General features: G+C 42.5%; 17 protein-coding genes, 1 pseudogene and 1 riboswitch. Of the genes and pseudogenes, 8 read left to right on the top strand and 10 right to left on the bottom strand.

Going from position 1 to position 13,563, the window contains the following annotated elements; genetic code table 11:
- Positions 1 to 117 precede the first annotated feature (117 nt).
- Genes HMPREF1125_RS03140 through HMPREF1125_RS12920 form a run of 3 tightly spaced genes read right to left on the bottom strand, consistent with a single transcriptional unit; the run spans position 118 to position 1,303 of the window.
- A complete protein-coding gene (locus HMPREF1125_RS03140; RefSeq protein ID WP_025172315.1) occupies positions 118 to 345 on the bottom strand; it encodes a hypothetical protein in 228 nt (75 codons plus the stop codon).
- Positions 346 to 357: 12 nt separating this feature from the next.
- Complete coding sequence (locus HMPREF1125_RS03135) at positions 358 to 615, bottom strand: hypothetical protein (protein WP_001287845.1); 258 nt, start codon at positions 613 to 615, stop codon at positions 358 to 360.
- Positions 608 to 1,303: an IS6 family transposase gene (locus tag HMPREF1125_RS12920; protein ID WP_001015317.1), complete on the bottom strand. Its 696-nt coding sequence runs from the start codon at positions 1,301 to 1,303 to the stop codon at positions 608 to 610. Before HMPREF1125_RS12920 ends, HMPREF1125_RS03135 begins: the two co-directional genes overlap by 8 nt.
- Positions 1,304 to 1,342: 39 nt before the next feature.
- On the opposite strand from HMPREF1125_RS12920, the pseudogene pnuC reads away from it, so the two are divergent.
- A pseudogene (pnuC, locus tag HMPREF1125_RS03130) lies at positions 1,343 to 1,849 on the top strand (nicotinamide riboside transporter PnuC); the annotation flags it as partial.
- Between the two features lie 37 nt (positions 1,850 to 1,886).
- Here the strand turns inward: pnuC and HMPREF1125_RS12850 are convergent.
- Together HMPREF1125_RS12850 and HMPREF1125_RS03125 are read right to left on the bottom strand one after the other, a co-directional pair.
- Positions 1,887 to 2,219: a hypothetical protein gene (locus HMPREF1125_RS12850; RefSeq protein ID WP_000958146.1), complete on the bottom strand. Its 333-nt coding sequence runs from the start codon at positions 2,217 to 2,219 to the stop codon at positions 1,887 to 1,889.
- Between the two features lie 26 nt (positions 2,220 to 2,245).
- Positions 2,246 to 2,803, bottom strand: a complete 558-nt coding sequence (locus tag HMPREF1125_RS03125) for a TetR/AcrR family transcriptional regulator (RefSeq protein WP_001126075.1) — start codon at positions 2,801 to 2,803, stop codon at positions 2,246 to 2,248.
- A gap of 132 nt (positions 2,804 to 2,935) precedes the next feature.
- Between HMPREF1125_RS03125 and HMPREF1125_RS03120 the strand changes: the two genes are divergently transcribed.
- Positions 2,936 to 3,826 (top strand): cation diffusion facilitator family transporter, encoded by an 891-nt coding sequence (locus HMPREF1125_RS03120; protein ID WP_000095925.1) that lies wholly within the window; start codon positions 2,936 to 2,938, stop codon positions 3,824 to 3,826.
- 33 nt (positions 3,827 to 3,859) lie between these two features.
- Here the strand turns inward: HMPREF1125_RS03120 and galR are convergent, their stop codons facing one another.
- Positions 3,860 to 4,864 carry a DNA-binding transcriptional regulator GalR gene (gene galR, locus HMPREF1125_RS03115; protein WP_000996181.1) on the bottom strand — a complete coding sequence of 335 codons (1,005 nt, stop codon included), beginning with the start codon at positions 4,862 to 4,864 and terminating at the stop codon, positions 3,860 to 3,862.
- A 164-nt stretch (positions 4,865 to 5,028) separates the two neighbouring features.
- Between galR and HMPREF1125_RS03110 the strand changes: the two genes are divergently transcribed.
- From HMPREF1125_RS03110 to HMPREF1125_RS03095, 4 genes are all read left to right on the top strand, one after another.
- A complete protein-coding gene (locus tag HMPREF1125_RS03110; protein WP_000189882.1) occupies positions 5,029 to 6,207 on the top strand; it encodes a galactokinase in 1,179 nt (392 codons plus the stop codon).
- An 11-nt stretch (positions 6,208 to 6,218) separates the two neighbouring features.
- On the top strand, positions 6,219 to 6,878 hold the full coding sequence (locus HMPREF1125_RS03105) for an HAD family hydrolase (protein WP_000340245.1): 660 nt from the start codon (positions 6,219 to 6,221) through the stop codon (positions 6,876 to 6,878).
- Positions 6,875 to 8,362 (top strand): UDP-glucose--hexose-1-phosphate uridylyltransferase, encoded by a 1,488-nt coding sequence (locus HMPREF1125_RS03100; RefSeq protein WP_000077524.1) that lies wholly within the window; start codon positions 6,875 to 6,877, stop codon positions 8,360 to 8,362. Before HMPREF1125_RS03105 ends, HMPREF1125_RS03100 begins: the two co-directional genes overlap by 4 nt.
- Positions 8,363 to 8,431: 69 nt before the next feature.
- Positions 8,432 to 8,836: a PaaI family thioesterase gene (locus tag HMPREF1125_RS03095; RefSeq protein WP_000653834.1), complete on the top strand. Its 405-nt coding sequence runs from the start codon at positions 8,432 to 8,434 to the stop codon at positions 8,834 to 8,836.
- 32 nt (positions 8,837 to 8,868) lie between these two features.
- Here HMPREF1125_RS03095 and HMPREF1125_RS03090 read toward each other — a convergent pair whose 3' ends face one another.
- From HMPREF1125_RS03090 to HMPREF1125_RS03080, 4 genes are all read right to left on the bottom strand, one after another.
- Positions 8,869 to 10,131, bottom strand: a complete 1,263-nt coding sequence (locus tag HMPREF1125_RS03090; protein WP_001171655.1) for a nucleobase:cation symporter-2 family protein — start codon at positions 10,129 to 10,131, stop codon at positions 8,869 to 8,871.
- Complete coding sequence (locus tag HMPREF1125_RS03085; RefSeq protein WP_000770430.1) at positions 10,131 to 10,712, bottom strand: xanthine phosphoribosyltransferase; 582 nt, start codon at positions 10,710 to 10,712, stop codon at positions 10,131 to 10,133. The genes HMPREF1125_RS03090 and HMPREF1125_RS03085 overlap by 1 nt, the downstream gene beginning before the upstream one ends.
- A gap of 120 nt (positions 10,713 to 10,832) precedes the next feature.
- A riboswitch (purine riboswitch) is annotated at positions 10,833 to 10,928 on the bottom strand.
- Positions 10,929 to 11,061: 133 nt separating this feature from the next.
- Complete coding sequence (locus HMPREF1125_RS0102085) at positions 11,062 to 11,448, bottom strand: bleomycin resistance protein (protein ID WP_001108700.1); 387 nt, start codon at positions 11,446 to 11,448, stop codon at positions 11,062 to 11,064.
- A gap of 11 nt (positions 11,449 to 11,459) precedes the next feature.
- Positions 11,460 to 12,287 (bottom strand): exodeoxyribonuclease III, encoded by an 828-nt coding sequence (locus tag HMPREF1125_RS03080; RefSeq protein ID WP_000767449.1) that lies wholly within the window; start codon positions 12,285 to 12,287, stop codon positions 11,460 to 11,462.
- A gap of 133 nt (positions 12,288 to 12,420) precedes the next feature.
- On the opposite strand from HMPREF1125_RS03080, the gene HMPREF1125_RS03075 reads away from it, so the two are divergent.
- On the top strand, positions 12,421 to 12,876 hold the full coding sequence (locus HMPREF1125_RS03075) for a DUF3290 family protein (protein WP_000675319.1): 456 nt from the start codon (positions 12,421 to 12,423) through the stop codon (positions 12,874 to 12,876).
- Positions 12,873 to 13,508, top strand: coding sequence for a DUF421 domain-containing protein (locus tag HMPREF1125_RS03070; RefSeq protein WP_000174434.1), 636 nt, complete (start codon positions 12,873 to 12,875; stop codon positions 13,506 to 13,508). Before HMPREF1125_RS03075 ends, HMPREF1125_RS03070 begins: the two co-directional genes overlap by 4 nt.
- Positions 13,509 to 13,563: the final 55 nt, after the last annotated feature.

The following is a 13,563-nucleotide window of genomic DNA, read 5'->3' as shown; positions in this document are numbered from 1 at the left end:
CTGAATTAGGAGACTGTCCCATCACTATTCGAACTTCGTCTCCCAACTTACGCTGTTCCTATTCATCCGTGAATCCTTTAAATCGCAATTCTGGAACTTTCTTTTTAACTGAATCATCTATTTTCGCCCTAGTCCCCACCATTTTATTGGTTTTTCTTGTTCTTCTATCCTTTTTTGATCTTTAATTTGTTCCTGTAAATTTTCCAACTTCTCTTTAAGAGCGTTCACTTCATCTTTATATTGATTGTCTAAGTGTTTGAATTCTGTTTCCTGTGAGGGCATTTTGAGGGCTTTTAAGTTATCATTTTCCGCCTTGTATTCTTCTAGCAACTTTTTATCTTGCAAGGCTAATCGTTGTTACTGGTCTAACAAATTAGTTAGTTTTTCTATTTGTTGGTCTTTGCTACTTATTTGTTGGTCTTTGGTATTTGATTTGCTACTACTTTCTACTTTACCTGAAATTATTTTTTCTGCTTTAGAATTTATTAGATTAGACCCATTGGAACTTTTAAGCTGTAATTCTTTTGGTAACCTTTGGTAGTGATATTGAATATTTTGTTTTGTAACACTCAACTCATCCGCCAGCTCTTTGATCGTTTTTAAGTCTTCACTCATGGTTTAAGTCCTGCCTTTTAACCGTTGGTAGATATTGTTCAATGGCTTTTTTGAGGTAGCGTGAGATATTATGCTTAGAATATTCTTCACGTCTGCTGGCAACATAAGACAAGTGGTCTTTAACACTATTTAGCCCTCTTAATTCTTTCAGTTCGTCATAGAGGGGGTAAACATGGACTTGCAATCCTGCCATGATTTTTGTATCTTGCATTTCACACGGACTTAGCAACATATTTTCTAGCAATAGCGTGGTGTACTTGCTTTTCATTGCTTCAATAGCTAGCTTATCTTCGGTTTCTGCTTTGCGTGCTTTATCTTCTTGATAGGCGGTATCTTCTAACTTATAGCTGTTATCGTCTGCTCGACGTTTCTTTCGTAACCAGATATCCAATGTTAAACCGTCCGCATCAATCGCTCGATAGAGATAATGCCAACGCCCCTTAATTTTGATATAGGTTTCATCCATTTTCCACGAATAGAAGGACTGTTTATTTTTCTTTTTCCAGAGATGATAGAGGATTTTACTGTATTCTTGAACCCACCGATAAATCGTAGTGTGACAAACGTTTATTCCACGGTCATAAAGCAATTCCTGAACTTCACGATAGCTCAGATTGTAACGTAGGTAATAACCAACAGCGACAATGATGACGTCTTGTTGGAATTGTTTGCCTTTAAAATGATTCATCTCTCAAGCCTTACTAACCTTTTTTCTGCTCTTTGAGAAGCTGAAGGTCGTGCTAGTAACTACCTATTTGGTTTGATTAATTCCATCATTTATCTGGTGCTTGCCCTTCAAAAAGGCTTCTATGGTGAGGTTTTAACAACTCTCTATTTTACAATTATGCAGCCAATTGGTCTCTTGGTTTGGATTTATAAAGCACAGTTCAAGAAAGAAAAGCAGGAGTTTGTCGCACGTAAACTAGACGGCAAGGGTTGGACAAAGTATCTTTCTATTAGTGTTCTTTGGTGGTTGGCCTTTGGGTTTATTTATCAGTCTATCGGAGCCAATCGTCCTTATCGCGATTCCATCACCGATGCGACCAATGGGGTAGGGCAAATCCTCATGACAGCTGTTTACCGTGAACAGTGGATATTCTGGGCTGCTACTAATGTCTTTTCAATCTATCTCTGGTGGGGAGAAAGCCTGCAAATCCAAGGGAAATACCTAATTTATCTCATCAATAGTCTAGTTGGGTGGTATCAGTGGAGCAAGGCAGCAAAAAGCGCTTAAAAAAGTAAAAAAAGGATCAGATGATCCTTTTTTTGTGTTAGAGCAAAATGAATAATACCGTAATGACAATAGCACTCGTTATACGAATAATGTGGTGCGATATATGTTGATTTTCTTGCTGTCGCCCATTCCAGTAAGCACCGTAACAGATGATGCTAGAGCCCACTATCCATAGAAGAATGGTTGCAAGTGGGACGAAGTAAAAGATGGCTAGAGCCAGAGAGGTGAGGCAACTGCCGACCAAGATGCACGTGTTTCCTAGACTGTAGTTCTTTTGTTTCATGGCTGAAAAAGCAGCAGCAAGGTGAAGCAATGAGAAGGCGAGAGCTAGTACAATTGTTAGTATTCCTAGAATCATCGAAGTTAACATAGTTGGTTCCTTTCTGAGTTACAGGCTTAGTTATCAAGTGGAGTTGTAGAGGAGGTCATCTCTATTACATCAAGGTAAAATCTCACCACTTGGTCTTCGGTATAGGATTTTCCTTGTTTTAGCCACCAAGTTAGAGTCTCGATAAAGTTCGTCACAACAAAATGCTGGAGGTAGGAGGCCGGAATGTTTGGATAGGCCTCTTGCAAGTCATCCGCCACCATGGGATAAACGTGGTGTTCGAGTTCCTTGTGTAGTTGGCGGAGGAAGTAGTCGTTTTTGGAAAAAAGGAGGCTGGTGACACGGTCCTGGTTTTTCTGAAAATGTAAAAAGATATGAGCGAGGTAGTCCTCGGTAGTAAGGTGTTCTTCCCTTTCAAAGAGATGATGAAAGAGGTAGCGACAGAGTTCATCTAAAAGGAGTTCCTTACTCTCGTAGTGAAAGTAAAAAGTAGAACGTCCAACATCTGCTAGGTCAATGATATCCTGAACAGTAGTGGTATCATAGCCTTTGTCGTTCAAAAGTTGTAAAAAAGCTTGATAGATGGCCTTTTTAGTTTTACTGACTCGACGGTCTCTTTTTGGCATATAGACACTTGAGACAAACTGTTCAGAACTGAACAGGACTGACAGTTTGCTTCTATCCTTTCTTTGGATTTTATTAGATAATACAAATGAAAGAAGTATGTATATACCCATTATACCAAAGGAGGGAGAGAAATGAGTTCTAAAACATCTATCTGGTTAGCTTTTTTCTTAAATTTAAGCTATGCGATAGTCGAGTTTATCGCAGGAGGAATCTTTGGTTCAAGTGCAGTTCTTGCTGATTCAGTTCATGACTTGGGAGATGCTATAGCCATTGGCATATCAGCCCTCCTAGAAACGATCTCCAATCGTGAAGAAGATAGGCAGTATACCTTGGGTTACAAGCGTTTCAGCCTTTTAGGGGCCATGCTAACGGCTGTGATTCTTATGATAGGGTCTGTCCTAGTGATCTTGGAAAATATCACAAAGATCGTTCACCCGCAACCCATCAATGAGGAAGGCATCCTCTGGCTGGGAATCATTGCAGTGGCCATTAATGTGCTAGCTAGTATAGTAGTTCGTAAAGGAAAGACAAAGAACGAGTCAATTCTTAGCTTGCATTTTTTGGAAGACACCCTTGGTTGGCTGACCGTCATTCTAATGGCGATTATCCTCCGATTTACAGATTGGTATATCCTCGATCCGCTTTTATCGCTGGTCATTTCCATCTTTATTCTTTCAAAAGCCATTCCTCGCTTTTGGAGCGCGCTAAAAATTTTCCTAGATGCTGTGCCAGAAGGGGTCGAGACAAGTGATTTGGAGAAAGATTTAGAGGCTCTACCCAATGTCAAAAGTGTCAACCAACTTAGTATTTGGTCCATGGATGGTCTAGAGAACAATGCTGTTGTCCACATTTGTATCTGGGATTGGGAACAGATGATGGAGACCAAAGAAGTGGTGCGTCAATTTTTAGAAGAAAGAGGCGTGCAGAATATCACTATTGAAGTGGATAGCAGTCAAAGCAATCATGCGCAACATAAGCGGAGGGTGAGAGAATTAGAGCAGAAGCATGGGCATCATCATTAGAAAAACGACCTCGCTAGAGGTCGTTTTGTTATCCTATTTATTCCTTGTACTTTCCCTCAAGGTCAGTCTGGTTCCCAGCATAGTCAGGCTAGGAATTTTGCGACCGTGGAGAACTTCCTTGTTAAGAATATCCATACCTGCTCGACCCATTTCTTCGGTATAGACGGTAATGCTAGAAAGAGGGGGATAGACCTGCTTGGTCAGACTAGTGTCGTTAAAGGAAATGAGGCTGACGCGGTCTGGTAGGCTAATTCCAGCTTCTTGAAGGGCACGAAGGGCACCGATGGCTAAACTATCGCTGGCTGCGAAAAATGCTGGTGGGAGTTGTTCTCCCAACTTGTGAATGGCCTCCTTCATCAAGTCATAGCCAGACTGGGCAGTAAAGCTCCCCTGAAAGACCAGTTCTTCATGGTAGATTCCATTTGCTTGGGTAATGTCTTTGAAATTTTCTAGCCGCTTATCCTGGATAATTTCTTCCTGGTCGGTTGTTTCTTCGAGACCTGTTAGAATCCCGATACGGTCCATCCCTTGGCTGAGGAAATGGTCTACAACTTGTTTCACAGCAGTGTAAAAGTCAGTGATAATACAGGTATGACCTAATGAGAGGGTATCGCTGTCTATAAAGACTAGAGGTTTTTGGTATTCTTCAAAGGCAGCAATCTGAGCTCGGCTAAATTTTCCGATGCAGAGAATGCCAATCACTTCCTCGCTCAGAGTAAAAGGATGGTCATTAAAATAGCGCAAGATATCATAGTCCAACTCTTGGGCTCTTTTTTCAATACCGAGCCGAATCTGATAGTAGTAGAGGTCGTCCAACTCCCCTTGTTCGCTGACCCATTGGATAATGGCAATCTTTTGCTTTGGTTTGTGGGATTCGCCTGTCTTGAGGTGCTTAGTATAGCCCAGCTCTTCAGCGACAGTTAAAATACGGTGTCTGGTTTCTTCTGTAACAGATAGACTCTGGTCGCGATTGAGGACACGAGATACGGTCGCGATGGAGACAGAGGCTAGCTGTGCGATGTCTTTTAAGATAGCCATAAATCCTCCTCCTTTTAGGTTAGTATATCATATTTTTCTTCTTTTTACCGATAGTTTAGTAAAAGTTTAGTAAAAAGGATTGACCTTGGCAAATCCCTTGGATACAATAGAAGAAAACGATTACACGTTAAGATGACTTAACGAACAGTCAAAGGAGAATTTATATGACACAAGATCTTACTGCTGAAGCCCTTCGCAAAGACTTTCTTGCCGTTTTTGGTCAAGAAGCAGACCAAACTTTCTTTTCACCAGGCCGTATCAATTTGATTGGTGAACACACGGACTACAACGGTGGGCACGTTTTTCCAGCTGCTATTTCTTTGGGAACTTATGGTGTAGCTCGTAAGCGTGACGACCAAGTCTTGCGTTTCTACTCAGCCAACTTTGAGGACAAGGGCATTATCGAAGTGCCTCTTGCTGACCTCAAGTTTGAAAAAGAGCACAGCTGGACCAACTATCCAAAAGGAGTTCTTCATTTCTTGCAAGAAGCTGGACATGTGATTGACAAAGGGTTTGATTTTTATGTTTATGGAAATATCCCAAATGGTGCAGGCTTGTCATCATCAGCATCCTTGGAACTTTTGACGGGGGTTGTGGCAGAGCATCTCTTTGGTTTAAAACTAGACCGTTTGGATTTGGTTAAAATCGGAAAACAAACAGAGAACAACTTTATCGGAGTCAACTCTGGTATCATGGACCAGTTTGCTATCGGTATGGGTGCTGACCAACGCGCCATTTACCTAGATACCAATACGTTAGAATACGACTTGGTGCCGCTTGATTTGAAGGACAATGTTGTTGTCATCATGAACACCAACAAACGCCGTGAACTAGCGGACTCTAAATACAATGAACGCCGTGCTGAGTGTGAAAAAGCAGTAGAAGAATTGCAAGTTGCCTTAGATATTCAGACCTTGGGTGAATTGGATGAGTGGGCCTTTGACCAATGCAGCTATCTAATTAAAGATGAAAATCGCTTAAAACGTGCTCGCCATGCTGTGCTTGAAAACCAACGTACTCTTAAAGCTCAAGCAGCCCTTCAAGCAGGTGATTTGGAAACATTTGGTCGCTTGATGAATGCTTCTCACGTTTCTCTAGAACATGACTATGAGGTAACTGGCTTGGAATTGGATACCCTCGTTCATACTGCTTGGGCTCAGGAAGGTGTTCTTGGTGCTCGTATGACAGGGGCAGGATTTGGTGGCTGTGCCATTGCCTTGGTGCAAAAAGATGCTGTTGAGGCCTTTAAGGAAGCTGTAGGCAAGCACTACGAGGAAGTCGTTGGATATGCTCCAAGCTTCTATATCGCTGAAGTTGCAGGTGGCACTCGCGTTTTAGACTAGGAGAGAAGTAAATGGACGCTGTAATATTTGATTTAGATGGCTTATTAGCTGATACTGAGATCATTTCTCTAAAAGTTTATCAAGAATTGCTTAAAGATTTTGGAATTCCTTTCACAGAAGAAACATATTCTAGAGAATACAGTGGACATAGGGAAGAGGAGAATGTTCAACGATTTTTAGATACCTATGATTTACCTTGGAACTTTGACCAAACCTTGGAAAAAGTTTATGAACTGGAAGCTCGAATATTAGCCAAAGGTGTAAATTTAAAAAAAGGTGCTAAAAATTTGCTTGCTTTTTTGCAAAGAGAAGGTATTCCAATCGCTCTAGCAACTTCAAGTGTTGAATCTAGAGCTAGAATGATTTTGGATAGTAATGGGATACTGTCCCTATTTGACCATCTAGTTTTTGCAAAAGATGTAAAGCGAAGCAAACCTTACCCTGATATATTTTTAAAGACCTGTAGCGATTTGAATGTTTTACCAGAGAATTGCTTAGTATTAGAGGATAGTGAAGCAGGGATTGAAGCAGCGTACAGAGCTGGGATACCAGTTATTTGTATTCCAGACTTAAAATGCCCAGCACAGTCTTTCTTAAATAAAACAGAACAAGTTTTTCAGGATTTAGATGCTGTCAGAGACTATTTAGAAAGTAAGAAGGAGAATCAATGAGTCAGGGAATTCTAGATGCATTTATCACGGAAGTCATTGCTAGAAGTTCATTTGAGGAAATGGATCGAATCTACCTAACCAATCGTGTTTTGGCGCGAGTGGGTGAAGGTGTTTGGGAAGTTGAGACTGATCTAGATGAGTTGATTGACCTCAAGGACCAGCTGGTCGAGGAGGCCGTTCGATTAGAGACGATTGAGGATAGTCAGACTGCTCGTGAAATCCTTGGTGCTGAACTGATGGACTTGGTAACCCCTTGTCCAAGTCAGGTTAATCGAGACTTCTGGGTAACCTATGTTCACTCTCCTGAGCAGGCGATAGGGGATTTTTACCAGCTCAGCCAGAAAAATGACTACATCAAGCTCAAGGCCATTGCTAAGAATATTGCTTATCGTGTACCGTCTAACTACGGTGAACTGGAGATTACTATCAATCTGTCTAAACCTGAAAAGGATCCAAAGGAGATTGCGGCAGCCAAGTTGGTGCAAGCTAGTAATTATCCCCAGTGTCAGCTTTGTATAGAGAACGAAGGATATCATGGTCGGGTCAACCACCCAGCTCGCAGCAATCACCGCATTATTCGTTTTGAAATGGCGGGTCAGGAGTGGGGCTTCCAGTATTCGCCTTATGCTTATTTTAATGAGCACTGTATTTTCTTAGACGGTCAGCACCGTCCCATGGCTATCAATCGTCAAAGCTTTGAGCGCCTGCTAGCTATCGTAGACCAGTTTCCAGGCTATTTTGCGGGCTCAAATGCCGACCTGCCAATCGTGGGAGGCTCTATTCTGACTCATGATCACTATCAGGGAGGCCGTCACGTATTCCCTATGGAATTGGCTCCCTTGCAAAAGACTTTCCGATTTGCTGGTTTTGAGAAGGTCAAGGCTGGGATTGTCAAGTGGCCTATGTCAGTGCTACGTTTGACTTCGGATTCCAAAGAAGATTTGATCAACTTGGCGGATAAGATTTTGCAGGAATGGCGGCAATATTCAGACCTTGAAGTACAGATTTTGTCAGAGACAGACGGGACACCACACCATACCATTACCCCCATTGCCCGTAAACGCGATGGACAGTTTGAGTTGGACTTGGTCTTGCGAGACAATCAGACATCGCCAGAGCATCCTGATGGCATCTATCATCCCCACAAGGATGTCCAACATATCAAGAAGGAAAATATCGGCTTGATTGAGGTCATGGGCTTGGCTATCTTGCCACCTCGTTTGAAAGCAGAAGTGGAGCAAGTTGCAAGCTATCTTGTAGGAGATGATGAAGCAGTTGCAGACTATCATCAGGAATGGGCAGACCAGCTCAAAGCCCAACATCCAGACCTAGCGGATAAAGAAAAAGCCCTTGAAATCGTCAAGGACTCTGTGGGTGCTATCTTTACGCGTGTTTTGGAGGACGCAGGGGTTTACAAGCAGACAGAACAAGGACAAGCAGCCTTTATGCGCTTTGTAGAACAGGTCGGAATTTTGCCAGACTAGGAGCTTTCTCCTTGCACAGTCCTATAAAAAGTAGTATCATAGTGTCGTTTGAAATATCAGGAGGAAACGATGAAAGATTTGCATTTTGACGCTATATCTGCCTTTGAAAATTACGAAATAGAAAAAATGAGAGATGGTCATGTTATGGTGACGACAAAAGTAGTGGACTCGTCGCTCAACTACTATGGCAATGCCCATGGTGGCTATCTCTTTACCCTTTGTGACCAGATTAGTGGTCTAGTGGTTATCTCGCTGGGGCTTGATGGAGTGACGCTTCAGTCCTCTATCAACTACCTCAAGGCAGGAAAACGCGACGATGTGCTGACCATTAAAGGAGAATGTGTCCATCATGGACGCACAACCTGTGTCGTGGATGTCGATATCACCAATCAAGAAGGCAGAAATGTCTGCAAAGCCACCTTTACCATGTTTGTCACAGGACAAAGGTCAGAAGAAAGACAGGTAAGGATATAAAGAAACAAAAAAGAGGCTCGCACCTCTTTTTCTTATTTCTTTTTCCGGTTTAATACTGCATTGAGGACAATGGCGAGTAGGCTGGCTACGACGATTCCGTTTGAGAAGAACATTTGGAAAGCTGTCGGCATGCTGACGAAGAGATTACTATTGTTGAGTCCGACACCTGCAGCAATGGATACAGCTGCGATAAGGAAGTTGTGTTCATTGTTAGCAAAGTCAACGCGGGCGAGGATTTGCATCCCTTGAAGGGAAACAAAGCCAAACATCACCAGCATGGCCCCTCCAAGGACGGGACTCGGAATGATTTGAGCAAGGGCACCAAATTTAGGAAGGAGTCCAAGGAGGACTAGGAAACCAGCTGCGTAGTAGATTGGCAGACGGGTCTTGATACCTGACAATTTAACCAACCCAACGTTTTGTGAAAATCCTGTGTAAGGGAAGGTGTTAAAGATTCCTCCGAGAAGTACTGCCAGACCTTCTGCGCGGTAACCGTTGCGCAGGCGTGTGCTGTCGATTGGGTCATTGGTAATATCAGACAAGGCCAGGTAAACACCAGTGGATTCAACCATAGAAACCGTTGCAATGATACACATCATGACAATCGAGGAGATTTCAAAGGTTGGCACACCAAAGTAGAGGGGAGTAGGAACATGGACAAGCGGTGCTGCAGCCACAGGAGAGAAGTCAACCAAGCCCATGGTAGCAGCAATGGCAGTTCCAACAACCAGACCAATCAAAATGGAGATAGACTTGATAAATCCTTTGGTAAAGATGTTGATCAAAAGGATGATCAGAACAGTGATGGCTGCAAGCAAGAGACTTTGACCAGTTGGCTCTGGAACGTTATTTCCCATATTTCCAATAGCGACAGGAATCAGGGTCAATCCAATCGTGGTAATGACAGAGCCCGTTACGATAGATGGGAAAAGATTAGCTACTTTTGAAAAAATTCCTGAAATTAGAACTACATAAATCCCTGAAACGATAAGGGCACCAAACATAGCACCGCTACCGTGGCTTTGCCCAATCATAATCAAGGGAGCAACCGACTGGAAGGCAACTCCGAGAACGACGGGTAGTCCAATCCCAAAGTATTTGTTGAGTTGGAGTTGGAGGAAGGTGGCCACCCCACACATGAAGATATCTGTGGAGATTAGGTAGGTCAACTGCTCAGCTGAATAGCCAAGAGCTGTCGCAATCATGATGGGAACCAGGATAGAACCTGAGTACATGGCTAGTAAGTGCTGCAAGCCAAGAACGGCTGCTTGTGAGTGTTTTTCTTGTTTTTGCATTAGAGATCTGCCTCCTTAAATACGACCTGACCATTTTCGAAACGATCCAAGCGAGCCAGTGATAGGACTGGATACCCTGCTTTTTCAAGCAAATCACGACCATCTTGGAAAGATTTTTCAATCACGATACCAATCGCTTCGACTTTAGCTCCGGCCTGTTCGATGATTTGAATCAAGCCTTTGGCAGCTTGTCCATTGGCTAGGAAATCATCGATAATCAAGACCTTGTCCTCTGGTGAGAGGAATTTTCCAGCGATGGAAACCGTGCTCGTCACCTGCTTGGTAAAGGAGTAAACCTCAGCAGTTAAGATGCCTTCGTTCATGGTGATGTTTTTAGCTTTTTTGGCGAAAATCATGGGAATGTTTAGGGCTTCAGCTGTAAAAACGGCTGGGGCAATACCTGACGCTTCAATAGTCACGACCTTGGTAATGCCAGCAGAAGAAAATTTTTCCGCAAATACCTTACCGATCTCTCGCATCAAGCTAAAATCAACTTGGTGGGTTAAAAAGGAATCCACCTTAAGGATGTTGTCACCCAAGATATGCCCATCCTGAAGGATGCGCTCTTCTAATAATTTCATAAGACCTCCTAAAGTCTAAAAGATGCTTCATTTACTTGTTTAGAGTTTCTAGCAAGAAATAGAAAAAGAACCTACTTAATCCCCTAAGTAAGTCCCCAAAATAGGCATGGTCAAAACCATACCTTCAGCTGACATACTCATTGTTAGGTGTTCCGGCACCTTGTAGAAACGTCGTGCCAATTCACGACATAAACAAGTAAAATGATATTCAATTTTAAATAGGCTACTGCCAATGTTTTTATTTTACACCAATTAGCTTTAGAAATCAAATATTTTGTTAGTAAATAGATCATAAAAGCGAACGAATAAAAGGCTGCAATGATAGAAAGTATTGTAGCCTTTTATTCTTCTATTCGCTAAATCTTAAAAAATAACCATCTGGATCCAAAACTGCAAATTCGTGAGGATAGATATAATGATCCCCAACACGAAATGTTCTCTTGGTCAAAGGACGATAAATAGGATAGTTGGCCTCGGTCACTTTTTGATAAAGTTGTGGGACATCCTTTATACCAAAGGATAGGTTGACACCTTTTCCAAAAGGGTAGGTAAGGTTAGCCAGTTCCTCGGGGGTTCCCTCCTCTAGCATTAGTTGGCACTCTTCAAGAGAAAGAAAGAGAAAGTTTTCTTCTGGACGCTCGTATTCAATCCTAAAACCGAGTAAATCGCAGTAGAAAGAACGGGACTGTTCTAAATCACTTACAACAAACTCGGGAATAACTGCATTGTAGTTCATAGTGAAAATCCTTAAAGTTTAATTTCCAATACAATCGGCGTATGGTCTTGACGCGCACCAGAGTCAATCATATCAGACTTGGTCACCTTGTCAGCCACGCGGTTGCTAGTGAGCCAGTAGTCGATTCTCCAGCCTGTATTGTTGATTTTAGAAGTCTTGCTGCGTTGCGCCCACCAGGTATAACGCTCGGGGACATCGCCGTGAATATGGCGGAAGGTGTCGGTAAATCCAGATGCCAAAAGGTTGGTAAAACCAGCACGTTCCTCGTCTGTAAATCCAGGTGAACGGCGGTTGCTAGCAGGATTTGCAAGGTCAATTTCCTTGTGAGCTACGTTGTAGTCTCCAGTTGCAAGGACTGGTTTTTCTTTGTCTAGTTGAGCCAAATACTCAGCGTATTTGACATCCCAGACTTGTCGTTCTTCCAAGCGTTTGAGGCCATCGCCAGCGTTTGGAGTGTAAACTTGGGTCACGAAAAATGTGTCAAATTCCAAGGTGATAATGCGGCCTTCCAAGTCCATGGTAGAAGGGGCACCGATTTCTGGGAAGCTGATCGTTGGTGTGAGTTCTTTCTTATAAAGGAACATGGTTCCAGCATAGCCTTTACGAGCAGGTTCTTGGGAAGAACGCCAAGTGTTTTCATAACCTGGGAAGAGTTCTTCTAAAATTTCCAAGTGTTTTTTTGTAGGCCCCTTGGCAGAAAGCTTAGTTTCTTGGATAGCGATAATATCAGCATTTTCGGCTACCAAGGTTTGTAGGACCTCCTGTGACAGTTTGGCGCGAGCAGAGTCGCTCGTTAGGGCTGCATTGAGGGAATCGATATTCCATGAGATGAGTTTCATAAAGTTACCTTTTTCATTCAGATTACAGACTATATTATACCAAAAAAAGGCGCATTTCCCCAACGTATGGTTTGAAAAATCACCCTCTTTCGTTTATAATTAAGAATGATTTTATGAAAGGGAGTGAAAATACATGAAATTCTATTCTTATGACTATGTACTCAGCCAAATCGGTCAGCAAAATGGCATCATGATTGGTTTAGGGATTGTCCTATTAGCTGTGACAGGATTTCTAGCTTTCAAGGCTTATCATGATAAAAAGGGGACCAAATTTCGTGAGTTGGTCATGATTTCAGCTTTGATCTTATTAGCTCTCCTTTTGGTCAGCATTACGACTTATCAAAACAATCAAGTTTCTAACAATAAATTTCAAGCTTCACTTCATTTCATCGAGCTTGTTTCCAAAGAATTGGGAGTTGACAAGTCAGAGATCTATGTCAATACTTCCACAAACACGGATGGCGCACTTATCAAGGTAGGTGATCGCTATTACCGTGCCCTGAACGGCAGTGAGCCAGACAAGTACCTGCTAGAGAAAGTAGAATTGTATAAAACAGATGCAATTGAACTGGTGGAGGTGAACAAATGACACTCAATTATATCGAAATTTTAATCAAACTAGCCTTGGGTCTCTTTTCTCTGGTTTTCGTGATTAATGTGACAGGAAAGGGCAACCTAGCGCCTAACTCAGCGATAGATCAAATTCAGAACTATGTACTCGGGGGGATCATCGGTGGGGTGATTTACAATAGCGCTATCAGTATCCTTCAGTATGCAGTTATCCTGATTATGTGGACCATTCTGGTATTGACTCTCAAATGGCTTAACAATAATGTTCACTTTGTGAAACGTTTGATTGATGGGAAGCCAACCCTGCTCATCAAAAATGGGAAGATTGATCCAGAAGCTTGCCGTTCGGTTGGTTTATCAGCGGCGGACGTAGCTCTTAAGCTCCGTAGCCAGGGAATTTTCCAAATGAAACAAGTCAAACGCGCTATGCAGGAGCAGAACGGTCAACTCATCGTAGTCCAAATGGGAGATGAGAATCCCAAGTATCCTGTTGTCACAGACGGTGTGATCCAAGTCGAAATTTTGGAGACCATTGGTCGGAGCGAAGAATGGCTGCTTGATAACCTCAGCAAACAAGGGTATGACAATGTTGCCAATATCTTTATCGCTGAGTATGACAAGGGTGTCGTCTCAGTCGTAACTTATGAATAAGAAAAACCTGGGGTCTTGTACTCTTCAAAAATCAAATTCAAACTGCGTCAACGTC

This window comes from Streptococcus oralis SK304, from assembly GCF_000287715.1.
Classification (GTDB): domain Bacteria; phylum Bacillota; class Bacilli; order Lactobacillales; family Streptococcaceae; genus Streptococcus; species Streptococcus oralis_Y.
This window is presented reverse-complemented; position numbering and strand designations above follow the sequence as displayed.